Genomic DNA, 23641 nt, shown 5'->3' with positions numbered 1-23641 from the left:
CATCTTCGTTACTCGTCCAATTCCCCGTCGCGCTGCACCAGATAAATCAGCACCAGAATGATGGTGACGAAGAAGCGAAACGCGCTCGGCACGCCGTTCCATTGCGGCGACATCCACATGCCGAACCACTCGCCCCCAATCGACATAAAACCGACTTGCCAGGTAAGAAAGCCCAGCGTCAGCCCCGCTACCGCCCATTTTTTTCGGCCGTTGAAAGCTTTGGCGGGCAGTTTCAGGCCGCCCAGCAGGCGCAGGCCGCCAATCCAGCACAGCAGCGCGGTCAGGCTCTCCAGCGCAATGATGAAAATATAACCGGCGTGATGCAGCCACGGCGTCTGTATCGAGCGGTAGCCGATGGTGGCGTCGGGGAAAATCGTGTCCATCATAAAGACGTGGCGCACGAAGGCGAAGTTGGAGCCGTAGTCGGTGAGATTACCGAAGGCCACCAGCGAAGCGAACAAGGCGATAGCGCAGACCAGCAGCGCTTTGGATAAGCGAACGATCATCTTGGTGAGTCCTGAACAGAGGTTAAAGAAACGGTATGCGGGCTCAGAAATGAAGGAACGGGCTTGCTGGATACCCGAAAGAAGCAAGCGCCTATTTTTTAAAACAAAAGAGGCGCCTGTTCAATACGCATTCAGATGTAGCGGCAGCGCTTAGACGTACAGGTAGATCGCCATGAAGTGGCAGGCGCTGCCGCCGAGCACGAAGGCGTGCCAGATGGCGTGGCCAAAGCGAATGCGCTTGGAGGCGTAGAAAATCACGCCCAGGGTATAGACCACCCCGCCGATCGCCAGCAGCGTGACGCCGCCGGCCTCCAGCCGCGTAACCAGCTGATAAATCACGATCAGCGACAGCCAGCCCATCGTCAGGTAGGTCACCAGCGACAGGGCTTCAAAACGGTGGGCGAAGGCCAGTTTGAACAGCACGCCGAGCAGCGCCAATCCCCAGATTACCGCCATCAGGCCCTTCGCCAGCGGCGAATCCAGCCCCACGAGTAAAAACGGGGTATAAGTGCCGGCAATCAGGAGATAAATGGCGCAGTGGTCAAATTTTTTCAGCCAATGCTTGGCCTTCTGATGCGGGATCGCATGGTACAGCGTGGAAGCGAGAAACAGCAGAATCATGCTGCCGCCGTACAGGCTGTAACTGGTGATGGCCGTCGCATCGGCGCCGGTATTCACCGCCTGCACCAACAGCAATACCAGGCCGACGATGCCGAACACCAGCCCGATGCCGTGGCTGATGCTGTTGGCGATCTCTTCCGCCCACGGATAAGCCGCGGCGACAATCTTATTGCTCCCGGCTTTCACTACGTCCGTTTTCCCCATAACGCGCAACCCCTCAAAATGCCCTGCTTTGTGCGAAATTAACGCAAAGCAGCTTAACTGAGAATAATTCCAGTGTACACGTGTACGCTAAAATAAAAATGTGAACGCGTGTAACCATCGAAATCCCCCGCCCGGTGGTCTACAATCGTCAGGCTTCAACCCACCCACCTTGAGGTTTACACCATGTCATCCGCTGTACCCGCGTTAGATTTCGGTTCAATGACCCAGACCATCCAGTTCCTGATGGAAATCGATAAGTTGAAAGGCGTACAACGCCGCACCAAGGTGCTGGGCACCCAGCGCCAGGAAAACTCCGCCGAACACAGCTGGCACTTCGCCATCGCCGCCATGAGCCTGGCCCCGTACGCCGGTGATGACGTAGACATTCAGCGCGTGATCCAGATGGCGCTGCTGCATGACATCGTGGAAATCGACGCCGGCGACGTGCTGGTCTACGATCTGGCGGCCCGCGCGGCGATCCACGATCAGGAAGTGGCGGCGGCGCGCCGTCTGTTCGGCATGTTGCCGGAGGCTCAGCGCGAGTATTTCACCGCTTTATGGCAGGAATATGAAGACGGCGAAAGCGCCGATGCGCGCTTCGCCTTGCTGCTGGATCGCACCATGCCGATGCTGATGAATCTTCACAACGAAGGCCAGAGCTGGGTGGAAAACGGCATCAGCCTGGAGCAGGTGCTGGCGCGCAATGCGTCGATCGCCGACGTACACCCCGAGCTGTGGCACCATATGGAGCAACATCTGCGGGACGCGCAGCGCAAAGGCTGGTTGAAGTAATTGTATCTGCTGCAGTGAGTACACTGCAGCCTATTGATTTCACAGTGCCGCCTCATCCCCAGAGGCGCCATAGCTTGCTTTTAGCCGCCATCGTAGCGGTCAGTTCAAGGCAAAGCCACTGCTCCCTAGCCAGACACGTAGCCTGTCTCATACTTGCTTAAGCCCAAATTCTCTTCTTTACTTACCTTTTGCGAATCTATTTCTCTGGGAAAAGTCATGAGCTCAATCTTCGTTCAACGCGATGTCGCCGCATTATTTTATGCCATCATAGGGAAAAAAGCCGACATCAAGGAAATTGATTATTTTTCAAAAAAATCAACGCAAGAAAACTTCTCCTTTTCTACATTAGCAAATAAATTAATTAATTCTGAATTAGGTCAATCACGCCTGTCAGAGTTAAATGAACGTGAGAAAATACAGTTTATTTACCACAATATTCATGGTGCCGAAGCATCGGAGGAAACTCTCACTTATCTTCTCAGTCGATTGGAGAAGAGCGGTGATCTCGGTAGCCTTGCCGCTTACATGAGCAACGATCTTCTGCACTACTCCGGGCAAGATGCCCTCTTGCAAGAACAACAAGCTGCGTTGATTGAAACCGTTAATCAAACGCTATTTCCCTCTTTTAACAGCTCAGTATCAGACGGGGCTGAATGGGTGCAAGGTTTTTATTATGCAGTGAAATCCACGATGACGTCCGATGGGATAAACTATTGGGGTAATGTGATAAATAGTCACCCTGAAAAGTTAAATTTGATTGCACAAAAGTTTGTCGAAGGTAAAAAAACGTTGTCGAACCTTAGCGACAATGATTTCGTCATCAAAATCTATGAAAATATTTTTGGATCAGCCCCCGATAACGACCAACTACAAAAATATATTACCGGGTTAAATACCAATACGGAAAGCCGTGGTGATGTCATAGTACGCATGATTAATGATATCCGCAATGATGAAACCAGCGTTCATGCTGATGCCAAAGCAATTTTTTTGGCTAACACGCATGTTTATGCTGCTGGAGAGTTACCCGCACCGGAGTATCAGGAAGCCATCACTGCAATATACTTGAGCATTGCCGGTTATTATATTGATGCCAATGCATTGGATACCTACAGTAAGCAATTAGCCGCTGGGCGATCCGAGAGTGACATCCTCGCCATGTTCTCTAAGCAACCTGCTTTCGCCAAAGCCGCCTCGTACCAGATAATATTCAATAACCTATGGGGAAGACCCATGACGACAGCCGAGTCTGTCGCAATTATGAACGAAAGTGGCAACGATGCACTGAAGGCGACACTGGCTGTATTGGCGCACTTCCGTGCTAATGAGAGTATTATTGCAGGCAATGGCGGAGCACCAGGCAGTTATGCAGTCCAACAATTCGAACAAAAGATCGGGGCCAACTTAAACTATGTCAAACAGGGCGTACTGACAAAAAGTGGTGAAAACGGAGAGTTAACGGGGATAATAAATAATCATGGCGTCGAACATATTATCTCCAACGCTGAGTTATCCATGCTGAATGACATTACGCTGAACGTCGTAACATCAGGCACTATCGATATTAGTCAATTGAATGGGTGGCATACTCTTACCATCGACGGTACTGAAAGTGTTTTGCTGAAGTTGTTCGCTCAAGCGCTCAATAATATTGATATAGTCCTGAAAAACCCGAATGTCACCTTGGTAAACCCTATTACTGGAAACAATCAAAACATCATCATCACAGCAGATGCAGATATGGCGCATGCCACCGGTGAGCTTCGATTCAATTTTGCAAAAAATATCAATGTGCAATGGCAAGGCAATAGCATCAATGACGGCGCCAATAGCGTCAGCGATACGTTCAAAATTAAGGGGTATGACCAAGGCTCGGTATTAGCGGCTAACCTTATCACCAAGAATGTTTATCTCACTACGGGTGTCGATGGTGCGCTTTCCGGCACGATTGCCACCAATGTAGGTAACTTTACGCTTTTTCCCCAGCTCGATTTGGCGGGCTATCGAGGTACGGGTTCTATCTACGTTGACGGACAATTAGTCGGCAACGAGGGCAGGCACGTATTTGATATAGGCCTCTTGGCCGATCCCTCTATCGCTAACATACACAACAAGGATTATACGCATGTCACCGACCTGAAAGCCCCCGAACTTTGGGATCCTGCGTGGGGAATGCCAAACGGCTTTACGGGTTCATACGGTTTTGCGCTGTCTGGCTTTGCCGATAACGTTACGGTGATTAATGTGCCGGTAGATTCATTTATGGATGCCCCTTTTAGCCAACGCGCCCTGGAAATCACCGGTAATGCCGGTGAAAACAGCCATATTACCTTTGAGTACGCTCCCGATTACCGCTATAAAAACTTTTCGCCAGTGATGACCATCACTTTTGATGCAAAGAATATCACTCACGCTGATGCCGGTACCTTATCGTTCAAAACCGATACTGTCTATATTGACTCTGACATTCCGGAGGTCAGAGAGTTTTTGGAAATATCATCTAAAGGGGATGCGGAAAATACCCTACGCCTTGAGGGCCATGACAACCATATCAGTGAAATTAACATTACTGGTGATAAGGCGCTTAACCTCACCATCAAAAACAATTTCAGCGAAGAATTGAAATCTATCACCAGTCACATGGCTAATAGCGCACCACTGAATTTGACCCTGGAACAAGGGGGAACCGGCGGCGGGTTGTTCTATCAGGTGCTAAAACAATTAGACGGACTGACGGGATACGCTGCCATCATGTCCCAAATGGCCGGTTACCAACTGTCGATCGCTAACGACGCCCCCACGACCAACGGCATCCAGGCTAATCATCTCTACAACGTAATGGGCAATACAAATCTGGCAACCGGCCAAGGCGCGGATACGGTGGTATTCAGCCACAGTACCATTGATAACATGGTCACCTTTAACGATTACGAAAACAGCAGCGCGCAAAATGCATCATGGGTCGAAGGCGACAACATTGTCGTCGGTGATGTCGATCGGCAGTGGCTCTTTTCCGCAGGTGGCAGCAAGACTATCGATCTCGTCGGCAGTTTATCCCTGAATGACCTGACAGTGCTACTCTCCGGAATGAATGTTCAGACGAATACGACTCCGCAACAATTGTTCATTGAACTGGTCTCTAAAGTCACTCAAGGCCACAGTCAGAATACATTGAGCGAAGTCAGCGCCTTATCGTTGAATGGATCCTATTTTGTGATGGTGGATAAGAACCTGAATCACAGTTTGGACAACGATGACATTATTTTTGGTCTCACAAGCGACAATGCCTTCAAAATGGCCCATTACGATTCACCTGTTCTGGAAGTTAATGGCATTGGCAGTTTTACTCACGATGCCGTCGCTGCATAGCTGTTATTTATCATGCGTAACTTTCACGCCGGGCTTTAACCCGGCGTGAAAGTTACTACGGTTTGTGCGCCCTCTCCTTCGCGGCAATCACCGCCCACAGCGCGCTCGGCAATCCCCCCCGCCCCCCGAATGCAGGCCAGCGACGGCCCGGCATAACGTACCCGGGACAGAAAGGGTTCAGTGATGAGTAGCGGTGGCGCGCCATCTATTGGGCATGCTGCCAGGCGCACTGTATGAGTATTTCACCGCTTTATGGCAGGAACACGGGGCAACATCTGCGGGACGCGCAGCGCAAAGGCTGGTTGAAGTAAGGGAACCGGGCTGCCGCTTCTTGGTCGCAGCCCGTCTTCGTCACGCGAACGCCTGCTGGCGTTCCAACGCTTCCTCATAGCTCGGCATCGACCCCGCCGCCCCGGCGCGTTCCACGCAGACCGCCGCGTAGGCGGCGGCGAAGCGCACCGCATCGGCTAACGGCACCTGATTCGCCAGCTGCGCCGCCAGGGCGCCGTTAAACGCATCCCCCGCGCCAGTGGTGTCTTTCGGCTGCGCCGGAAACGCCGGGATCAGCTCACTGTATTCCCCATCCGAGAACAACGCCCCCTGCGTGCCCAAGGTCACGATCAGCAAACGAATGCCCTTGGCGTGCAGCACCTGCGCCGCCTGGCGCGCCGAAGCCACATCCCGCACCGGCACGCCGGTCAGCAATGTGCATTCGGTGGCGTTGGGCGTCAGCAGATCGACCTGCGCCAACAGGCTGTCCGGCACCGGTTGAAACGGCGCCGGGTTGAGTATGATGAACGTTTGCGCTTCGCGGGCAATGGCGATCACCTGCTCGATCGCCGGCAGGTTGTTCTCCAATTGAGTCAGCAGAATATCCGCCGCGGCGATCGCCGGGCGGCACTGGCGCACCTCGTCTTCGCTGACCGTCAGGTTGGCGCCGGGATCGACGGCGATCATGTTCTCCGCATCCTCGCCGGCAACGTAGATAAGCGCATTGCCGGTGGGGCAATCGCCGGTCGAGAACAGCGTCACCGCATCGAAACCGGCCGCGGCGAGATGGCGCCGGGCGAAGGTGCCGAAGTCGTCGCGCCCCACCTTGCCGATATAATGTACCCGCGCCCCGGCGCGCAGGGCGGCGGTGGCCTGGTTGGCGCCCTTGCCGCCCGCGCCCATCATGCTGTTACGGGCGATCAGCGATTCGCCGGGCTGCGGAAACCGCGCCATGCCGGCGACGATATCCAGGTTAAACGAACCGAACACGCAAACTTTGCCTTTCATTGCTGGTACTCCCTGCTTAATTGGAAGGGGCGCCGTGCGGCCAGACAGGCGCCTTTGCTGCCGGTTTCATCGGTCAGGCGGCTGATGGAGATCGCCAGCCCCTGTGCCGGCTGCGGCCCGCGCAGATGACGGCGGATCTCTTGCTCCAGCCGCGCCAACGGAAAACCGCGCATGGCGATCACACCGCCGCCCAGGATCAGCCGTTGGGGGTCGATCACATTCATTTCGATGGCGATGGTCTGCGCCAATCGTTCGACGAAACGCTGCAAATCCGGATGATCGCTATGGCGCTCGAACAGCCGGTCGAACGGCGTTTGCGCCGCGTTGGCGCGCGCCCAGCCGGTCAGCCAATGGCCGGAGGTCAAACTCTCGACGCAGCCCCGTTTGCCGCACGGGCACTCGCCCAGATGGCCCGGCCAGGGAATGTGCCCCAACTCGCCGGCGGCGCCGTGCGCCCCGTGGTAAAAGTCGCCGTTAAGCCACAGGCTGTTGCCCATGCCGGTGCCCAGATACAGCCCCACCGCCACCTGCGGCAACGCCGGCAACTGCTGCAAATCCCACCACAGCAGATGGTTGACGTCCTTGTCCATTCGCACCGGCAGCGCCAGCAAATCGGCCAACAGCGCCGCCACCGGCTGGGCGTCCAGCGCCGGAATGAACGGCAGCGACAGCACCCGCGAGCGATCGCGGCTGAGGATCCCCGGCAACCCCAGCATCACCTGCGCCACCTGACGATCCTGGCTATGCCCGGCGATCAGGCGGCCCAGCGCCGCCAGCGGATCGGCCTGCTGCGCCCAGTCGGCGGTCGCTATCTTGCGGTACCCGCTGAACTCGCCGTCATCATTCATCAACAACAGGCGGGTATTGGTGCCGCCGACGTCAACGCCAAGAAAATGCCGCATCATGTCCCCCGCCTCAGGCCGCCTGCCGCATTTGATCCAGCATTTTTTCCCATGCCGTCTCCAGATCCGGATCGAGGTTGAACAACCCGGAGCTGCCGACGATCAACACCTCCGCGCCGGCGCCCATCAGATCGCGGTAGGTCCGCTGATTGCAGGATCCGTCGATCTCGATCAGATAACGCAGATTTTGCTGGCGTTTCAGATCGCGCAACTGGCGGATCTTTTCCAGCATTTCGGGAATGAACGGCTGCCCGGCATAGCCCGGATCGACGGTCATCACCGTGACCTTGTCCAACAGGTGAAGGTAGTGGCGGATAAACTCCACCGGCGTGGCCGGGTTCAGCACCACCCCCACTTTTTTGCCCAGCGCGCGGATTTGATTGATCACCCGAAACGCGTCGCGGTTGATGGTTTCGGCGTGCGGGCAGATAAAATCCGCCCCGGCGCGGGCGATCGGGTCGATGAAATCGGTCGGGTTCTCCACCATCAAATGCACATCCAGCAACAACGAGGTGTGCGGGCGGATCTGTTCGATAAAGAACGGCGACAGCGTGATGTTTTTAACGTAGTGCCCGTCCATGATGTCGATATGCAGCATATCGGCGCGGCGATTCAGCACCGCCAATTGCTGGCGGATATCCATCAGGTTCATGCACATCAGTGAAGGTGAAATCTGGTATTTCATTAGCGTTATCCTGCGCAAAAGGGAAAAGGGATCAGTGGCCCGCCGCGGTTCTGGCCTGGGCCGCGCTGCGGCGCATCGCCCGCCGCTGCCGATAGCGATGCCGGAAAAACTTCATCGCCAGCACCGCGATCAGCACCGCGCCCCACATCGCCAGACTGAAATGCGGGCTGACGTTCATCAGGTTCAAACCGGTCGCGATCACCTGCAGCACGATCAGCGCCAACACCACGCCGCTGACCCGGCCAAAACCGCCGAACGGATCGGTGCCGCCCAGAATGATCGCCAGCACCGTGAGCAGCAGGTAGGAGTCGCCGTAGCCCATGCGCGCCGAGTTGAAGCGTGCCATCATCACCAACCCGGCAATGACGCACAGCAGGCTGGAGAGGGTGTAAATGGCGATCAGCACCCGATGGGTATTCACGCCGCTGAAGTGGGTGGCGTTGATGTTGCTGCCGCTCATGTAGATGCATTTGCCGAGCCGGGTTTTCTGCAAGAACAGCGCCAGCAAGGCGGCGACCGCCAGGAAGATCCACAGCGGTACCGGCACGCCCAGCACGCGCTCTGCGCCGATAAACCGCACGATCTCCGGCATGCCGCTCAGGGCCGCGCCGCGCGTCAGGTAGATGCCGATGCCGTTGACCGTGGTCATGGTGGCCAGCGTCACCAGAATCGGATGCGCGCCGACGTAGGCAACCAATGCGCCGGTCGCCGCGCCGATAAGCCCGGCCAACAGCATCGCCGCCGCCAGCGCCAACGCCAGCCACAGCGCCTGCAAACCCAGCCCGGCATCCGCCGGCAGGTAGCTGATGAACAGCCAGGCCATCAGCAGGCTGGTCAGGTTGGCGCTGGCGATAATGCACAGGTTCAGGCCGCCGCTGAGGATCGGAATGAACATCGCCAACGTCAGCAGGCCCAGCTCCGGCAGCTGGAAGGCCACGCTGGTGAAGGTGGTGCCGCTTAAGAAGCGCCCCGGCATCAGCAGGCTAAAGGCCAGCACCACCGCCAGCAGCAATGCCAGCAGACCGACGGCGACCCCATCCGGACGAAATTTCAGGTTGTTGCCCATCAGGCGCTCCTCAGGCGAAACCGACGTCGGTTTCTTTGCGTTTCTTGTAGTGAGTGACGGTGATCGCCGCGACGATCACCAGACCGATCACCACGTTCATGAAGTAGCTGGACACGCCGATCAGGTTGAGGCCGTTTTTCAGCACGCCGATCAGGAAGACGCCCATCAGCGTGCCGACCACGCTGCCCTTGCCGCCGTTCAGGCTGGCGCCGCCCAGTACCGCCGCCGCCAGCACGTCGAGCTCCCCGCCCACCAGCGCGTTGGGCACCACTTCCCCCATGCGATACACCTGCACCAGGCCGCCGATCGCCGCCATCGCGCCCAGATAGCCATAGGCGAACAGATGCAGCAGGCCGACGCGGATGCCGATGCGCCGCGCCGACTCCGCATCACCGCCCACGGCAAACAGCTGGCGCCCGAGGTGCGTTTTGTTCAGCAGCAGCCAGGTCAACAGCGCCACCGCCAGCATCACCAGCGTCGGCAAACCGAGCTGATAGCTCTGTTCACCCAGTTGGAACGGCAGCACGCTGCGTGGCAACGTCCACCAGTCCGGCAATGCGTACAGGCTGCGGCCGTTGGTCAACCACATCAGCATGCCGAACAACAACGCCTGCATGCTGATGGTGACAATGATCGAGACGATACGCAGGCAGTAGATCAGCAGCGCGTTGACCATGCCGAGCGCGGCGCCGAACGCCAACGCCAGCAAAATGCTGCCCGCCGGGCTGGCCAGGCCATAGTGAGTCGCCAGCGTGGCGATCAGGTACTGCACCACCGAAGCGACCGCGGCGAAGGAGATATCGATGCCGCCGGTCACCAGCACCACAAACAGGCCGAGGGCGAATATGCCGCTCACCGCGTAGCTTTCGCTGAGATCGAGCAGGTTTTGCACCGTCAAAAACCGATCGCTAAGCAGTGAAAAGACGATGACCGTCAGCAGCAGTACCCAGGCCAGATAGCCTTCGTTGCCGCGCGGTTTCAAACTGAATCTACGCATTGACCGCCTCCGCCAGCTGTTGCTGGCTCACCTGCCCCGGCAGGTATTCGCCGATCACGCTGCCGCCGCTGAAGTGCAGCACCCGATCGCAGTTGTAATACACCTCCGGCACCTCGTCGGAGATCAGCAAAATGGCGATCCCCTCCTGCGCCAGCAGATGGATCAGTTGGTAGATGCTGGCCTTGGCGCCGACGTCGACGCCGACGGTCGGCGAATCGAGGATCAGGATCCGCGGCTGGGTCAGCACCCACTTGGCCAGCACGATCTTTTGCTGATTGCCGCCGGACAGCGTCGAAACCGCCTGATCCGGATCCGCCACCCGCACGCCGAGTTTGGCGATCCACTCCGCGACGATGCGATTCTTGCGGTAGTCGTCGATCAGGCGAAAGCGCCCGCGCAGCTTATCGAGAATGGTCAGCACCGCGTTATCCGCCACCGACTGTTGCTGCACCAGCCCCAGCGTCAGGCGATCCTCCGAGACGTAGCCGATGCCGGCCTTGATCGCGTCCTCATGGCCGCGAAAGCGCACCGGTTTGCTGTCGAGATAAAGCTTGCCGCTGTCCGGCCGGGTCATGCCGAACAGGCTCAGCGCCAGCTCGGTGCGCCCGGAGCCGAGCAACCCGCACAGCCCGAGCACCTCCCCCTGATGCAGCCGGAAGCTCACATCCTGATACTGCCCGGCGCGGCTTAGGCGATCCGCCTCCAGCATCACCCGATCCTTATTCATGCTCGGTGACTTCAGGCGATAATCCAGCTTCAAGCCGGTCATCAGCTCGGTCAGACGATCGCCGGTGATCTCCGCCGCCGGCCAGGTGCCGACTTTGTTACCGTCGCGGATCACCGTGACGCGATCCGAGATCTCCAGCACTTCGTCCAGCCGGTGGCTGACGAACACCACGCAGATGCCCTGCGCTTTCAGATAGTCCACCGTACGCAGCAGCTGGTTGACTTCGGTGCGGGTCAGCGAGGCGGTCGGTTCATCCATGATCACCAGCCGCGCTTCCGCCACCAGCGCGCGGCAGATCGCCACCTGCTGGCGCTGGGCGATCGGCAGCTCCGCCACCCGTTTGTCGAGATCCAGATTAAAACTCAGCGCCTGCAGCAGGCGCTCGGCGGCGCGCCGCAGCCTGGCCGGGCGGTGCCACCCCAACAGCCCGCGCAGGTTGTGCTCAAAGGCGATGTTTTCCGCCACCGTCAGGTTGGGAAACAGCGACAGATCCTGATAGATCACCTGAATGCCGAAGGCGCGCGCCTGATCCGGCGACAGCCGGCCGAAGGTTTGCCCATCAAGGGTAATGCGGCTGCCATCATCCGGTTGATACACGCCGGCGATCGCCTTGATCAGCGTGCTCTTGCCGCAGCCATTGGTGCCGGCCAGGCAGTGCACCTCCCCCGGCATCAGCGCCAATGAAATATCGTTCAGCGCGCGCTGCCCGCCAAAGGTCATCGACAGCTGTTGCAGTTCGATAAGCGGCGCGCCCTGCATTGCCGTATTGCCGGAAATCGCCATGATTACAGCCCCATCTTCACCAGCTTCGGCAAGTTTTGCTTATCCAGGCTTTCGGTGGCGTTGCCGAGAATGGTGTGCTGCTGCGCATCCACCTGCACCTTGCCCATGCCTTCGATGGTCATGCCATCGGTGATTTTTTCGCCCTTGTGCATCATGTCGGCGATGCGCACGAACACTTCGCCCGCCACCATCGGATTCCAGATATAACCGCCCTTGATGGCGCCGCGATTGACCAGCGAAGCGCCCTGCCCCGGGCTGAACGGCCCGATGACGCAGATATCGTTGCTTTTGCCGCGGTTGAGCACCGCACGCCCGGCGCCGATCGGCCCCTGCGAACCGAACGCCAGCACGCCTTTCAGATCGGGATACTTGGCCATCAGATCGTTGGTGGTGCGCACGCTGTCATCCAGCGATTCCCCCACGCCGAACTTGTCGCCCACCAGCTGCATGTTCGGGTAGTGCTGCTTCTGGTAGTTGATGGCCGAGTCCGACCAGGTGATGTGCAGCGGCACCGTCAGGCTGCCGACGTATACCGCGTACTTGCCCTGCTCTTTCATGCAGGCGGCCAGCGCTTTCATGTGGTTGACCCCGTGCTGCGAGGCGTCCACCAGCTCAAAATCCCAGTCGGCGTACTTCTGGCCGGGGGATTCGTGCACGATCACCTTGATGCCAGCTTCCTGCGCGCGCTTGAGCACCGGCTCCAGCACCCGGGCGTCGTTCGGCACCACGCCGATGATGTCCACCTTCTGCGCGATCAGATCCTCGATGGCGCGCACCTGCAGCGCCGGATCCGCCGCCGTCGGCCCGACCATCCAGGCATCGATGCCGCGTTTGGCGCTCTCGCTTTTGATGCCGGCCTCCATGGCGTTGAACCAGGGAATGCCGCCGATCTTCACCACCACGCCCATTTTCAGCTTGTCCGCCGCCTGCGCGGAGACCGACAGCAGCAGCGAGGCAAACAGACCGACCAGTACGGATTTTTTCATTGTTCTCTCTCCACAAGTGTTGGCTGTAATAAAGGGTTTTCGTTGTTGTTATCGCGCCGCCCTTTTCGCGGCGGGTGAAACTTCAATCACGTCGACGTTGTTCCAGGCCAGTTCCTGACGAAATTCGTCGTCGCCAAGCCTGTCGGTGATCAGCGTGTCTATTTCCCGGTAATGGCAAATGCGGGCGAACGAGCGGCGGCCGAACTTGTTGCTGTCCACCAGCAGGAACTTGCGCTCCGAGGCCAGCAGCATCTGTTGCTTCAACCGCGCATGGTGCTCGTTGCTCTCGCGGATGCCGCCGTCCTGGCAAATGCCGTGGCAGGAGAAGAACAGCTTGTTGATCACGAACTCTTTCAGCATCTGCTCCGCCAGCACGCCGATAAAATCCTCGTACTTGGCGGAATACTCGCCCCCCAGGCCGATGGTGCGCACGTTGGCCTTGCAGGCCAGCGTCTGGATGATGTGCAGCGAGTTGGTCAGCACCACCAGCGAGATATCCGGCAGCTGGCGCGCCAAAAACCAGCTGGTGGAGCTGCTGTCCAGCAGCAGGCAATCCCCCGGCGCGATAAACTCCAGCGCGCGTTTGGCGATGCGCGTCTTCTGCTCCGGCGCCTCGTTGCTGCGCTGGCGGAAAGATTCCCCCTGGTCTATCTCGGCGGGCACATAGGTTTTCTCCGCCGCCGGCGGCTCGACGAACACCGCGCCGCCGTGGCTGCGCAGCAGCAGGCCGCGCCGTTCAAGCAGGGCCAGATCACGCCGCGCCGTCTCGATAGAGATGTGGCACAGCTGCGCCACCTCCTGCACCATCACGCGGCCGCGCTGGCTCAAGACTTCGGTGATAAAGCGATGACGTTCTACAGGCAGCATGTTTCTTTTCTCCTCCACGACGATGATTACGATATCGATTTGCCGCGCCGCGTTTTGCGCGCAGACGCAAAGCGCATCGCCCCGCGATCGGGCAACGATCGCGCTGTGATAGTTGTCAAAAAAATCGGGAAGGAAATGAAATGAATAATTACGAAAGTGTGGAGTAACAGACAGTTATGATGCGCGACCATCTGAGGCAGACTGGCGAGAAACGGTAAACGGTCACAATTCCACGTTCCGCAGCATGACCGTTAATGACCGTTTGTGTGGTTTTGACCGAACGCCGGGCCCAAAGTAGCCCGGCGTTCTATTTACAGCGGCTTATGCGCCGTTTCCCGCGCCGCCCATACCGCCCAAAGCGTGATAAGCAGAGCCAACGCGACATAGGCGGAAATCGCCAGCGTGCTGTCGTAAGATTTAAACAAAGAAGTGATGATCAGCGGGGCAAAGCCGCCACCGATAATCCCCGCCAAGGTATAGGCTAACGAAGATCCGGCATAACGCACCCGTGTCGGGAACTGTTCCGTGATGAATGCCGCCTGTGGCCCATACATCGCCGCATGGATCAACAGCCCAATCACCACAGCCATGCAGATCAACACCGGTTGACTGCTGTCGAGCAGGACGAAGAACGCAAACGCCCACACTATCGCCGCCAATGCACCGCCGATATACACCGGACGACGGCCGAAGCGATCCGACAACGCGCCGAACAGCGGTACTGCGACGGCGTTGCCTATCGCCCCCAGCATGGTGGCGCCCAGCGCCAGAGGGCGCGGCAGATTCAGCACGGTGGTGACGTAGGTCAACGTGAACACGACCACCAACGCATAGAGCACGTCAGAGCCGATTCGCGATCCGCCGGCGATCAGCAGTGGACGCATGTGCTGCGTGAAGACTTCTCGGATCGGCGACTGCGTAACATCTTTCGACGCCTCCAGTTGTAAAAATGCCGGCGTCTCACCCACACCCCGGCGCAGCCACAAACCGAAGATGACCAGCACCAGACTCAGCAGGAACGGGATCCGCCAGCCCCATTGCTGGAAATCGTCCGCCGACATCGCCAACGTCACCAGCGTAATGAGGCCTGTGCCGATCAACGAACCGCAGGACGGCCCTACCTGAGCAAAGGACGCGTTGCGCCCGCGCTGATGCGGCTTGCCGTGTTCCATCGACAACAGTACCGCCCCCGCCCATTCTCCGCCCAGCGCAATGCCCTGAATAAAGCGCAGCGTCACCAGCAGCAGCGGGCTCCAAATCCCCCAGCTGGCGTAGCCGGGCAGCAATCCCATCAGCGCCGTGGTCACGCCCATGATCACCAGCGTGGTGACCAGTACAAAGCGCCGTCCCAACACATCGCCAAGGTGGCCGAATACGATGCCACCGATCGGCCGGGAAACATAACCCACCGCATAAGTGGAGAAAGCCAGGATCGTGCCCACCAGCGGATCGAACGATGGGAAGAATACATGGTTGAAAATCAACGCGGCCATGATGTTGTAGACGGTGAAATCGTACCATTCCAGCGCCGTGCCGATCGAGCTGGCCGCCGCCAGTTTGCCGGTATTGGGCGGTGCGGCGGCGCTTTCTGCGGCCGGTGCGGCAGCCTGTGCCGTTTCAGTGGTGTATGCATTCATGATGTCAGCTCCTGTGCGGTCAGTTGCCAGCCAAGGGCATAATGCCAGGCATCGGCGGCGGGCATGTTCAGCGCTTCAGCGGCCTGCTCGCTTAAACGCAGGCCGGCTTCGGCGTCGCTGCTTTCGATCAATAGCATCGGCAACATTCGGCGGTTTTCTCGCGATTCTTTCGGCAGCGGGGAACTGAGTTCGGCATCCGGCGTCAACAGGCTGCTGCGCACGAATCCGGGCTGTTCAGCCAGCTGCGCGCCCAATTGCAAGACGCGGGCATGCAGCGCTTCCGATGCCGCCGACGGCAGCACAAAGATACAGAGATGACTGCCGCACCCTTGGCCAGTGACCGCCTCCACCGCACACACTCTGCGCATTGGATCACGCATTTTCTCCAGGCTCGCCACCGACCATGGCGTTTGGTGTTGAAACGCGGCGCGATAGGCTTCGGAGGTAAAACTGGCCAACGATTCGGTTTTATACAACCCCAAATATTGACGCCCCCCCTGCAATGCCCGATAGCGGGTGCCGGATAAAAAGCCGGGCACCCGCACTCGCTCCTCCACATGTTCGCGGTCATACCAGCGATTGAAATCCGCATCATCCTGCGTGGCGACATCCGTCGCGACAAACAGCATTCCGTTCTGGGAATCGTTCATGGATATTCTCCTGGTCATTTCAAAAGGCAGGCCTGCGCCCACCGGAAAATCACGCGTCGGCGAGGCAGCGTTCGATCGCCAGCGCCCACCCCAACAACGCCTCATCACGCATCGGCAACCCAGCCAGCATCAGTCCGACCGGCGCCTCTCCTAGCTGTTGGCAAGGCAAGGACAACGCGCAACCGTCGAGGAAATTGATGATCGCGGGATTGCGCAGCATCAGTCCGTTGCAACGGAAGTAGGCATCATCCGCCGCCAGCTCGCCGATAGTTGGCGCAATCATCGGCACGGTCGGCATCAGCAAAGCGTCAAAACTCTGCAGCTCCGCCGTAACTCGCCGCTGCCAGCCGGCGCGTTGTCGCTGCAACAGCTGCAGCTCGGCGTCGCCCAAGGATGCGCCGCGGCGAATGCGCGACAGCACCCTTGGGTCATAGCCATCGGCCCGTTCAGCGATCAACGCTTGATGCCAGCGCCAGGACTCCAGCGCAGTGAAACCGCCGTCGGCATTGATCGCCGCCAGCTCGGCGAACGCCGTGGCGGGGATAAATTCAATACGTGCGCCTGCCTGACTCAGGCATTGCAGGCTGCGCTGGAACGCCCCGGCGACTTCCGGCTGCAGTTCATCCAGCACCACCGCTTGCGGCACGGCAAAATGCGCCTGCGCCAACGTTTTTTGCGGCACCCGCAGTGGGCAGTCGGCAATCAGTGCATCCAGCGCAATACAGCTGGCGACGTCATGAGCGATCACGCCGATCGAATCCAGCGAAGGCGACAGCGGCAGTAAGCCGGCGTCATTGATGCGCCGTGCAGTGGGTTTATAACCGGTCAACCCGCACAGCGCGGCGGGAATGCGTACCGACCCGCCGGTATCGCTGCCAATCGCGCCCAGGCACATGCCGTCGGCCACCGCCACCGCCGCACCGGAAGAGGAGCCGCCGGGAATGCGCGCCGCCTGGCGCTCCCAAGGATTGGCCGGCGTCCCGTAATGCGGATTGATGCCCAGACCGGAATAGGCGAACTCCGTCATCGTCGTTTTGCCAACCACCACCGCGCCGGCTTGCAACAGCCGTTCCACTACCGCAGCGTGTTTTTCAGCGGCTGACGCGTCCGCTAATACGCGCGAACCGGCCGTAGTCACCTCACCGGCCACGTCAAACAGATCCTTGACCGAGATCGGCACGCCATCCAGCGCCGACAGAGGCGAGCCGGCGGCGCGTCGCCGATCGGAGGCCTGCGCTTGCCGTTGCGCCCACTCGGTGTAGGTTCGCGTAAATGCGCGCCCCCCCTCTCCCCGCTCATCGACGATCTGCGCCAAAGCGGCGGCGGTGAGTTGCACTGCGGTGAGCTCACCGCTAGCCAGCCCGGCGGTGGCCTGCATCAAAGTCAGCTTTTTCATTACGCCACCACCGGCAGTTCGATGCTGCGGTAGCGATGACTGATGGTTCGCCCGAGCACGTCGTCCACCAGTTCCATGCGAAACTCGCCAGCCGGCCGAATGCCGCCGATCGCCGCCACCGTGCCGCAAGTCATCGCCAACCCGTCGGGTGTTTGCGGCTGCGCCAGCCCGCACTCCGGCGGCTGCATACCGGTGAAGTAACGTTCCAGCAAATCACCGGGCGTACGCAACGCGGCAAGGCAGCCCTGTTGATACAATCGCCATTCGCCCTCTTCTCTGATCCACGAACGCAAGATCAAACTGTCCCAATGTTCCAACACCTCCTGCAGCGGCCAGGCGACTCGCGCCACCGGTTTAACGCAAATCTGTTTCGACAGCGCCACGCTGTGCGCTTCGAGTTGACGATCGGTGTGATCGGACGCCAATGACACGAACAGTTCGCCGCGGTGGGCAAAAATCAGCGGCTCCACTTCGCCGGACGTCGCGTTGCCAATGACTTCAATGGTCTCTTGCTGGCTCAACTGATTGGCGGCAACGCGGTAAAACAGGGGGATTGCACTGGGCTGGGGCACGCCCAGCTCGGCCAATTCACGAATATGGTGCAAGATCGCCTCGCGATCGCGTCCGGTCCAACCGGCGATCACCAGATGATCAATCTCAACATTCAACGTCGCCGCGCCGCAGGATTCAGGTAAAGTGAAGGTCAGTCTCATGGCAGTTTCGCCCCTTTTGTTAAAACACTGTGAAATTTCACTATATCTTTAGTTACCAAATAAGCGATTTCCATGCCATGTTTTTGTGTACTATGTCTAAAAACTTTCTTCTTGCAGGAGCAAAACGTGAAGACTGTTGACGCAGAAAGCCCGCAGCGCCCGATGACGGAAGAAGCCGGCGTGTCACTGAACGAGCTGGCCTACCGGCGTTTCAAACAGGCGCTGGTCACACTCAGCTACAAGCCGGGCGAATATCTCAATACCGCGCAGGTGATGAACGACCTGGATATGGGTAGAACGCCGATCAATCAGGCAATCCACCGCTTGGCCAACGAGGGGTTATTGCAGGTCATCCCGCGCAAAGGCGTGATGGTTTCACCGTTGTCGATGGACGATGCGTTGGAATTGATCGAAGTAAGGCTGGCTAACGAGATGCTGTGTATGCGGCTGGCAAGCCAGAAGATTACCGAGAGGCAGATAGCGACGCTGACCGAACTCAATCGGCAAATCGAAGCCGCGAGCCAGGAGCGAGATAGGGTGCGCATGATGACACTCGACCATGAATTTCACCAGGAACTGGCGCAGATCGCCGGCAATAACATGCTGGCGGATATCCTGAGTGTACTGCACGCCAGGGCGCAGCGTTTTTGGGCCAGCACCCTGTCGCGGGAAGGACATATGCGCGAAGTGATCGACGAACACCGGGCAATTATCGCCGCGCTGGCCGCACAAGACAGCGCCGCCGCCGCCGAGGCCGCGCAGGCGCATATCCTGTCATTCCGCACTGCGCTGCTGCACGACGGGTAACCCCGCGGCGCAGGATATTACCGGGAAGAGTTATGATGACCCTGTTCTGCCGATGAGCAGGAGATAAACGGTAAACGGTCATATTTCACGCTCCGCGGAATGACCGTTTTTATAGTTTTGATCGAGCTCCATCGAGAGGTGGCCGACGTTGGCAGGTGTTGCCTTAAAAAACAGCAAAAAAATCCGGTGAGAATCTCACCGGATCGTTAGCCGCCTGACACACATTATTCCTCGTGCTCATGCTCTTTCAACATCGCCTCACGCAACACGGCGTTCAGGCGTTTCTGATAGCCTTTGCCTGGTCGCTGAAGCCAGGCCAACACATCCGCATCGATTCGGATGGTCTTCGATACTTTCATCGGCTTATAAAAACGCCCCTGAACCGCAGTCTGCCACGTTGTTTCTTCCCCCAGCGCCGGCGCATCGGCATAATCGATGTCCTCGTCCGGCAACGCATTCAGTGAAGCAATTTGCGCTTTCTGCTCCTCCGTCAACGGCGGGAGTACGCTATGGGCCAGATTTTTGGCGGAATTTTTGCGCTTCATATCTTCCCCTCTCTTTGGCATCGGCCTTGCGTGCTGAAATGAAATGGTTGGGATCCAGAAAAACCCGTTGCGCTATCTCAAAACTGACATGGTGTTTGCGCTGGTTGCTGTGATTTTTATCCTGATTCCATTCAAAATAAACATACATTTTTGTAACTACATTTTGATTGTTATTTAATCAAAATACACTCCGCACGACGGGATGTCAAAACCCCCTCATGCATTCAACGCCCGCCTGCTGCCTCGATAAAAGTACCGGTCACGTAAGACGCAGCGTCAGACAGCAGCCAAGCGATCGCCTCCGCAACTTCCTGCGGCTGCCCGCCGCGCTGCATCGGTAAACTGTCCTTCACGCGATCCACCCGGCCGGGCTCGCCGCCGCTGGCGTGCATCTCGGTATAGATGAATCCGGGCCGTACGCCGTTGACGCGGATGCCCTGCGCCGCCACCTCCAGCGATAGCCCGATGGTCAACGAATCGACGGCGCCTTTCGAGGCGGCATAATCCACGTACTCCCCCGGCGCGCCTAAACGAGAAGCGGCGGAAGACACATTGACGATAGCGCCGCCCTGCCCGCCATGACGCTGCGCCATGCGTTTCACCGCCTCGCGGCAACACAGGAAGTAACCGGTGACGTTGGTACCGAGCACCTGATTGATGCGCTCGGCGGTCAACTGTTCAATGTTCGCCTGCCGGAACAGAATGCCGGCGTTGTTGACCAGCGCGCTGAGCGTGCCCAGCCCGGCATCCAGCGCCCTGAACATCGCCATCACCTGCGCTTCATCGGCCACATCGGCCTGCAGCGCCAGCGCCTTACCGCCCTGCGCCTCGATCTCCGCCACCACCTGGCGCGCCGCATTTTCGTCACGCAGGTAATTCACACCCACCGCATAGCCCTGCCGGGCCAGCAGCAAGGCGGTCGCGCGGCCAATCCCCCGGCTTGCGCCGGTCACCAATGCCACTTTCGTCATACTGTTTTTTCTCTGGTTAGCGATATCAACACAGCGGCCTGCGCGCAGGCGCCCCGTATGCCCGTCAGAGTATAGAGTGGCTCCCTAAAAACCGCTTCAAAGCTGAGCCAGGCGGCGCAGCTGCTTTTTAATGCGCGACTTGGCGCAGCCGTAAGCATCCGTCGCCGCCGCCTGATGCACCCGCTGCAAAGCGGAAGCATGATGGCCGCCGTGGCTATGGCTCTGCGCATCGCCGCGAAAAGACAACAGCAACAGAACGAGCAGCATCGCAACGCTTGAATACATCAGCCGCCGCGAGGCGCCCGCGTTCGGGAAACCTTCAGTCTGCATGTTTCGCTCCCCCAGCCATAATTTCGAATGGCAGCAAAATAACTGAAATTCTTCCGCGCTCCCTTAACGCGAGATTAAAGCCAGATTAAGGTTTGCTTAAGAACGCGCAGGCCGAGCAGGTTTCCCCGTTGTCTTCCCGTCAGCGTTATAGTTAGATAAGCGCGACTCAAGGATCTCAGCGGAAATAACGTGAACATACTGTTGGTGGAAGACGACCTGCAATTAGGCAAGGCGCTGTGCCGCGCATTGGAGCTGGCCGGCTTTAATTTGTGCTGGGTGCGCCTGATCGCCGACGCGGAAAATAAACTTTCATCCGGCGGATTCGATCTGATGCTGCTGGATCTCACGCTGCCGGACGGCGACGGTTTGCAGAAGCTGATCGCCTGGCGCGCCGCCGGGCAAAATATCCCGATCATCATCCTGACCGCCCGCGACCGCATTGAAAGCCTGGTGAACAGCCTGGACTCCGGCGCGGACGACTTTCTGGCCAAACCCTTTGCGCTGCCCGAACTCATCTCGCGCGTCAAGGCGGTCAACCGGCGCATGGCGGGCTTCGCGTCACAAACCTGGAGCCTCGGCGCGCTGTATCTCGATCCGGTCAACCATCAGGTCATGCTGGATAACGAATTGCTGATGCTGTCGAAAAAAGAGTATCACCTGCTGCACGAACTGATGCGTTGCGCCGGCACCGTGGTGCGCAAAGCGGTGTTGGAACAGCGGCTGTTCGGCCACGGCGATAGCGTGGAAAGCAACTCGCTGGAAGTGCACATGCATAATTTACGGCGCAAGATCGGTAAAGAAAGAGTGATTACCGTACGCGGCATTGGCTATTTGCTGAAGAAAGAGTAGCGGAATGATCGGTTTCAAATCCTTCTTTATGCGCACCATTATTTTCCAGGTGCTGGCCATTTTATTATTGTGGGGGCTCCTCGTCGCCTGGGTGAAATATTGGTATTACCCCGACATGGAGAAATATTTCGATAACCAGCAACGCATCGTCGCTGCAGGCATCGCCAATATTCTCGACGAAACAGGCACTGACAATATCGATTACCGCGGCATCATCAAGACCATTGAAGGCATGTACATTGATTCCATCAATAACGGCATGCAGGATGAAATCGACTATCACCCGCTGTTTGTGGTTTACGATCGAGACAACCGGGTGCTTTACAGTTCGCAAACGCAGGGAGAGCCGCTGCGCCTGCCGCCTTCGGTGCTGTCCGGTTCCGTCAATTACGCCGGCGCTAACTGGCATCTCGCCGGCAGCTGGAGCGAAAAGCGCCAGTACCGGGTGATCGTCGGCGAATCGTTCAACGATCGCACCACGCTGTTCGGCAATCCGGCGGAGAGCACCGCCGTACCGCTGCTGGGCATTCTGGCGGCCATCATCGTCACCTTGCTGTTTACCGCCTATTTCAGCCTGCGGCCGCTGCGCCAGATCGCCCGCACCATCTCCGATCGCCAGCCTGGCAACCTGTCGCCGATCAACGTCAGCGAGCAGTATCAGGAAATCCGGCCGGTGGTGATGGAGGTCAACAAACTGATGGCGCGCATCGACGCCGCCAATCAGCGCGAGAAACGGTTTATGGCCGACGCCGCGCACGAACTGCGCACGCCGATCGCCGCCGTGCTGGCGCAGCTGCATTTGCTGACCCAGGTCACCGAGCAGCAGGAGCGCCGGGAGATCATCGGCGACATGCAGCAAGGGCTGGATCGCGCGGCGTCGCTGTCACGCCAGCTGATCAACCTGGCCAAGCTGGAGGCGGAAGATTTTCCGCTGAAGATTGAGGCGGTGGACATCTACGCCGAAATTGGCAAATGCATCGCGCAGCACGTTCCCTATGCATTGGAAAAGGATGTGGAACTGTCGCTCGACGGCAGCGAGGATGTGGTGGTGAGCACCGATCGCCGTGCGCTGATCGCCATCTTCACCAATCTGCTGGACAATGCGCTCAAATACGCGCCGCCCGGCAGCCGCATCGAAGCCAATATCCGCTCGCTGGCGCCGCTCGGCTGCTATATTACGTTGCGCGACAACGGCCCAGGAGTAAGCGAAGAACACCGTTCCCGCCTGTTTGAGCGCTTTTACCGCGTGCCCGGCACGCAGCAAACCGGCAGCGGGCTCGGATTGGCCATCGCCCGCAACCTGGCCGACAAAATCGGCGCGCAGCTGCGCGTCACCGAAGGCCTCGACGATCGCGGCATCGGCTTCATCATCGATTTGCCGGAAAGTTACCGGCCACAGACTGAGAGTGAACCACGACCATGATTGCCCCTGTTCTGCTGCAACGGCAGCAACTCGACCGGCTATGGGATATCGACCGCAGCGAAATTATCGACACTCTGTATCGCCTGCAGGACGGCAAGTTGCACCCCTACCCGGACTACTACGATGTACGCGGCTGGGATCCGCACGATCGGGAAACCTATACGCCGATCCACGAAGCGTGCTTCGATCGCGGCGGGGCGTTCTTCGCGCTGTTCGAAGGCGAGGAGATCGCGGCGGCGGCGGCGCTGGACACCGAACCGCGCGGCCCACAGCGGGATCTGCGCCAGCTGCTGTTCTTTTACGTCAGCGCGCACAAACGCGGCCAGGGGTTAGGCAGGCAGCTGTTCCAGCTCTGCCTGCGTCAGGCGGCGCAAGACGGCGCCGCCGGGCTGTATGTCTCCTCCATCCCCAATAAAAGCACCGTAGACTTCTATCTGGCGCAAGGGTGCCGACTCATCGAACAGCCGGATACGGAATTGTTCGCCCGTGAGCCGGAGGATATTCATCTGGTCTGCCCTTGCCGCTAACGGCCGGGGC

At 58.5% G+C, this 23641-nt stretch carries 23 protein-coding genes; 6 read left to right on the top strand and 17 right to left on the bottom strand.

The window, feature by feature from the left end; all coding sequences use genetic code 11:
* Positions 1-8 precede the first annotated feature (8 nt).
* On the bottom strand, positions 9-506 hold the full coding sequence (locus ACP39K_RS16410) for a DUF2165 family protein (RefSeq protein ID WP_033639468.1): 498 nt from the start codon (positions 504-506) through the stop codon (positions 9-11).
* Between the two features lie 150 nt (positions 507-656).
* A complete protein-coding gene (gene trhA, locus ACP39K_RS16405) occupies positions 657-1331 on the bottom strand; it encodes a PAQR family membrane homeostasis protein TrhA (RefSeq protein WP_033639467.1) in 675 nt (224 codons plus the stop codon).
* Between the two features lie 183 nt (positions 1332-1514).
* On the opposite strand from trhA, the gene ACP39K_RS16400 reads away from it, so the two are divergent.
* Positions 1515-2123 carry an HD domain-containing protein gene (locus tag ACP39K_RS16400; RefSeq protein WP_028127691.1) on the top strand — a complete coding sequence of 203 codons (609 nt, stop codon included), beginning with the start codon at positions 1515-1517 and terminating at the stop codon, positions 2121-2123.
* A 216-nt stretch (positions 2124-2339) separates the two neighbouring features.
* Entirely contained in the window at positions 2340-5492 is a 3153-nt protein-coding gene (locus ACP39K_RS16395) for a DUF4214 domain-containing protein (RefSeq protein ID WP_212562630.1), read from the top strand.
* Positions 5493-5843: 351 nt separating this feature from the next.
* Here ACP39K_RS16395 and rbsK read toward each other — a convergent pair whose 3' ends face one another.
* The 12 genes from rbsK to ACP39K_RS16335 all read right to left on the bottom strand — a co-directional run bounded on the left by rbsK (position 5844) and on the right by ACP39K_RS16335 (position 18179).
* Complete coding sequence (rbsK, locus tag ACP39K_RS16390) at positions 5844-6770, bottom strand: ribokinase (protein WP_261280701.1); 927 nt, start codon at positions 6768-6770, stop codon at positions 5844-5846.
* A complete protein-coding gene (alsK, locus tag ACP39K_RS16385; RefSeq protein WP_497008689.1) occupies positions 6767-7675 on the bottom strand; it encodes an allose kinase in 909 nt (302 codons plus the stop codon). The genes rbsK and alsK overlap by 4 nt, the downstream gene beginning before the upstream one ends.
* A 10-nt stretch (positions 7676-7685) precedes the next feature.
* The gene (gene alsE / locus ACP39K_RS16380) at positions 7686-8357 is read right to left on the bottom strand and encodes a D-allulose 6-phosphate 3-epimerase (RefSeq protein ID WP_033639463.1); all 672 of its coding nucleotides are present in this window, start codon (positions 8355-8357) and stop codon (positions 7686-7688) included.
* 31 nt (positions 8358-8388) lie between these two features.
* Positions 8389-9423, bottom strand: coding sequence for an ABC transporter permease (locus tag ACP39K_RS16375; protein ID WP_497008688.1), 1035 nt, complete (start codon positions 9421-9423; stop codon positions 8389-8391).
* A gap of 10 nt (positions 9424-9433) precedes the next feature.
* A complete protein-coding gene (locus ACP39K_RS16370) occupies positions 9434-10420 on the bottom strand; it encodes an ABC transporter permease (protein ID WP_089184997.1) in 987 nt (328 codons plus the stop codon).
* Positions 10413-11930: a sugar ABC transporter ATP-binding protein gene (locus tag ACP39K_RS16365; protein ID WP_028127692.1), complete on the bottom strand. Its 1518-nt coding sequence runs from the start codon at positions 11928-11930 to the stop codon at positions 10413-10415. Before ACP39K_RS16365 ends, ACP39K_RS16370 begins: the two co-directional genes overlap by 8 nt.
* 2 nt (positions 11931-11932) lie before the next feature.
* Positions 11933-12916, bottom strand: a complete 984-nt coding sequence (locus tag ACP39K_RS16360) for a substrate-binding domain-containing protein (protein ID WP_025304134.1) — start codon at positions 12914-12916, stop codon at positions 11933-11935.
* Between the two features lie 48 nt (positions 12917-12964).
* Positions 12965-13783 (bottom strand): DeoR/GlpR family DNA-binding transcription regulator, encoded by an 819-nt coding sequence (locus tag ACP39K_RS16355; protein ID WP_016929989.1) that lies wholly within the window; start codon positions 13781-13783, stop codon positions 12965-12967.
* Between the two features lie 311 nt (positions 13784-14094).
* Positions 14095-15420 carry an MFS transporter gene (locus ACP39K_RS16350; protein WP_048797032.1) on the bottom strand — a complete coding sequence of 442 codons (1326 nt, stop codon included), beginning with the start codon at positions 15418-15420 and terminating at the stop codon, positions 14095-14097.
* A complete protein-coding gene (locus ACP39K_RS16345) occupies positions 15417-16070 on the bottom strand; it encodes a DUF4286 family protein (RefSeq protein ID WP_016929991.1) in 654 nt (217 codons plus the stop codon). Before ACP39K_RS16345 ends, ACP39K_RS16350 begins: the two co-directional genes overlap by 4 nt.
* Positions 16071-16119: 49 nt before the next feature.
* Positions 16120-17466 (bottom strand): amidase, encoded by a 1347-nt coding sequence (locus tag ACP39K_RS16340; protein ID WP_497008687.1) that lies wholly within the window; start codon positions 17464-17466, stop codon positions 16120-16122.
* Positions 17466-18179 carry a DUF2848 domain-containing protein gene (locus tag ACP39K_RS16335; protein ID WP_048797030.1) on the bottom strand — a complete coding sequence of 238 codons (714 nt, stop codon included), beginning with the start codon at positions 18177-18179 and terminating at the stop codon, positions 17466-17468. Before ACP39K_RS16335 ends, ACP39K_RS16340 begins: the two co-directional genes overlap by 1 nt.
* A 162-nt stretch (positions 18180-18341) precedes the next feature.
* Here ACP39K_RS16335 and ACP39K_RS16330 point away from each other — a divergent pair, with 162 nt between their 5' ends.
* Positions 18342-18986 carry a GntR family transcriptional regulator gene (locus tag ACP39K_RS16330; RefSeq protein WP_169540627.1) on the top strand — a complete coding sequence of 215 codons (645 nt, stop codon included), beginning with the start codon at positions 18342-18344 and terminating at the stop codon, positions 18984-18986.
* A gap of 224 nt (positions 18987-19210) precedes the next feature.
* Here the strand turns inward: ACP39K_RS16330 and ACP39K_RS16325 are convergent, their stop codons facing one another.
* The 3 genes from ACP39K_RS16325 to ACP39K_RS16315 all read right to left on the bottom strand — a co-directional run bounded on the left by ACP39K_RS16325 (position 19211) and on the right by ACP39K_RS16315 (position 20832).
* Positions 19211-19531, bottom strand: a complete 321-nt coding sequence (locus ACP39K_RS16325; RefSeq protein ID WP_497008686.1) for a BrnA antitoxin family protein — start codon at positions 19529-19531, stop codon at positions 19211-19213.
* Positions 19532-19755: 224 nt separating this feature from the next.
* A complete protein-coding gene (locus tag ACP39K_RS16320) occupies positions 19756-20502 on the bottom strand; it encodes an SDR family oxidoreductase (protein ID WP_497008685.1) in 747 nt (248 codons plus the stop codon).
* A gap of 96 nt (positions 20503-20598) precedes the next feature.
* Positions 20599-20832, bottom strand: coding sequence for a hypothetical protein (locus ACP39K_RS16315; protein WP_016929998.1), 234 nt, complete (start codon positions 20830-20832; stop codon positions 20599-20601).
* A gap of 189 nt (positions 20833-21021) precedes the next feature.
* Here ACP39K_RS16315 and ACP39K_RS16310 point away from each other — a divergent pair, with 189 nt between their 5' ends.
* Genes ACP39K_RS16310 through ACP39K_RS16300 form a run of 3 tightly spaced genes read left to right on the top strand, consistent with a single transcriptional unit; the run spans position 21022 to position 23631 of the window.
* On the top strand, positions 21022-21681 hold the full coding sequence (locus ACP39K_RS16310) for a response regulator (protein ID WP_016929999.1): 660 nt from the start codon (positions 21022-21024) through the stop codon (positions 21679-21681).
* A 4-nt stretch (positions 21682-21685) separates the two neighbouring features.
* Positions 21686-23104, top strand: a complete 1419-nt coding sequence (locus tag ACP39K_RS16305; RefSeq protein WP_033639452.1) for an ATP-binding protein — start codon at positions 21686-21688, stop codon at positions 23102-23104.
* Positions 23104-23631: a GNAT family N-acetyltransferase gene (locus tag ACP39K_RS16300; protein ID WP_028127694.1), complete on the top strand. Its 528-nt coding sequence runs from the start codon at positions 23104-23106 to the stop codon at positions 23629-23631. Before ACP39K_RS16305 ends, ACP39K_RS16300 begins: the two co-directional genes overlap by 1 nt.
* Positions 23632-23641 lie beyond the last annotated feature (10 nt).

This window comes from Serratia sp. EC4 (assembly GCF_059652115.1).
The sequence above is the reverse complement of the archived record's forward strand: the minus strand, read 5'-3'. Positions and strand labels throughout refer to the sequence as shown.

Excerpts from the sequence above, each read along its gene's own strand:
- ACP39K_RS16410 (WP_033639468.1), bottom strand. The coding sequence starts at position 506 with ATGATCGTTCGCTTATCCAAAGCGCTGCTGGTCTGCGCTATCGCCTTG.
- ACP39K_RS16335 (WP_048797030.1), bottom strand. The coding sequence starts at position 18,179 with ATGAGACTGACCTTCACTTTACCTGAATCCTGCGGCGCGGCGACGTTG.
- ACP39K_RS16320 (WP_497008685.1), bottom strand. The coding sequence starts at position 20,502 with ATGACGAAAGTGGCATTGGTGACCGGCGCAAGCCGGGGGATTGGCCGC.
- alsK (WP_497008689.1), bottom strand. The coding sequence starts at position 7,675 with ATGATGCGGCATTTTCTTGGCGTTGACGTCGGCGGCACCAATACCCGC.
- alsE (WP_033639463.1), bottom strand. The coding sequence starts at position 8,357 with ATGAAATACCAGATTTCACCTTCACTGATGTGCATGAACCTGATGGAT.
- ACP39K_RS16315 (WP_016929998.1), bottom strand. The coding sequence starts at position 20,832 with ATGCAGACTGAAGGTTTCCCGAACGCGGGCGCCTCGCGGCGGCTGATG.
- ACP39K_RS16305 (WP_033639452.1), top strand. The coding sequence starts at position 21,686 with ATGATCGGTTTCAAATCCTTCTTTATGCGCACCATTATTTTCCAGGTG.
- ACP39K_RS16340 (WP_497008687.1), bottom strand. The coding sequence starts at position 17,466 with ATGAAAAAGCTGACTTTGATGCAGGCCACCGCCGGGCTGGCTAGCGGT.
- ACP39K_RS16355 (WP_016929989.1), bottom strand. The coding sequence starts at position 13,783 with ATGCTGCCTGTAGAACGTCATCGCTTTATCACCGAAGTCTTGAGCCAG.
- ACP39K_RS16345 (WP_016929991.1), bottom strand. The coding sequence starts at position 16,070 with ATGAACGATTCCCAGAACGGAATGCTGTTTGTCGCGACGGATGTCGCC.
- ACP39K_RS16365 (WP_028127692.1), bottom strand. The coding sequence starts at position 11,930 with ATGGCGATTTCCGGCAATACGGCAATGCAGGGCGCGCCGCTTATCGAA.
- ACP39K_RS16400 (WP_028127691.1), top strand. The coding sequence starts at position 1,515 with ATGTCATCCGCTGTACCCGCGTTAGATTTCGGTTCAATGACCCAGACC.
- ACP39K_RS16350 (WP_048797032.1), bottom strand. The coding sequence starts at position 15,420 with ATGAATGCATACACCACTGAAACGGCACAGGCTGCCGCACCGGCCGCA.
- ACP39K_RS16370 (WP_089184997.1), bottom strand. The coding sequence starts at position 10,420 with ATGCGTAGATTCAGTTTGAAACCGCGCGGCAACGAAGGCTATCTGGCC.
- trhA (WP_033639467.1), bottom strand. The coding sequence starts at position 1,331 with ATGGGGAAAACGGACGTAGTGAAAGCCGGGAGCAATAAGATTGTCGCC.
- rbsK (WP_261280701.1), bottom strand. The coding sequence starts at position 6,770 with ATGAAAGGCAAAGTTTGCGTGTTCGGTTCGTTTAACCTGGATATCGTC.
- ACP39K_RS16375 (WP_497008688.1), bottom strand. The coding sequence starts at position 9,423 with ATGGGCAACAACCTGAAATTTCGTCCGGATGGGGTCGCCGTCGGTCTG.
- ACP39K_RS16395 (WP_212562630.1), top strand. The coding sequence starts at position 2,340 with ATGAGCTCAATCTTCGTTCAACGCGATGTCGCCGCATTATTTTATGCC.
- ACP39K_RS16330 (WP_169540627.1), top strand. The coding sequence starts at position 18,342 with ATGACGGAAGAAGCCGGCGTGTCACTGAACGAGCTGGCCTACCGGCGT.
- ACP39K_RS16325 (WP_497008686.1), bottom strand. The coding sequence starts at position 19,531 with ATGAAGCGCAAAAATTCCGCCAAAAATCTGGCCCATAGCGTACTCCCG.
- ACP39K_RS16360 (WP_025304134.1), bottom strand. The coding sequence starts at position 12,916 with ATGAAAAAATCCGTACTGGTCGGTCTGTTTGCCTCGCTGCTGCTGTCG.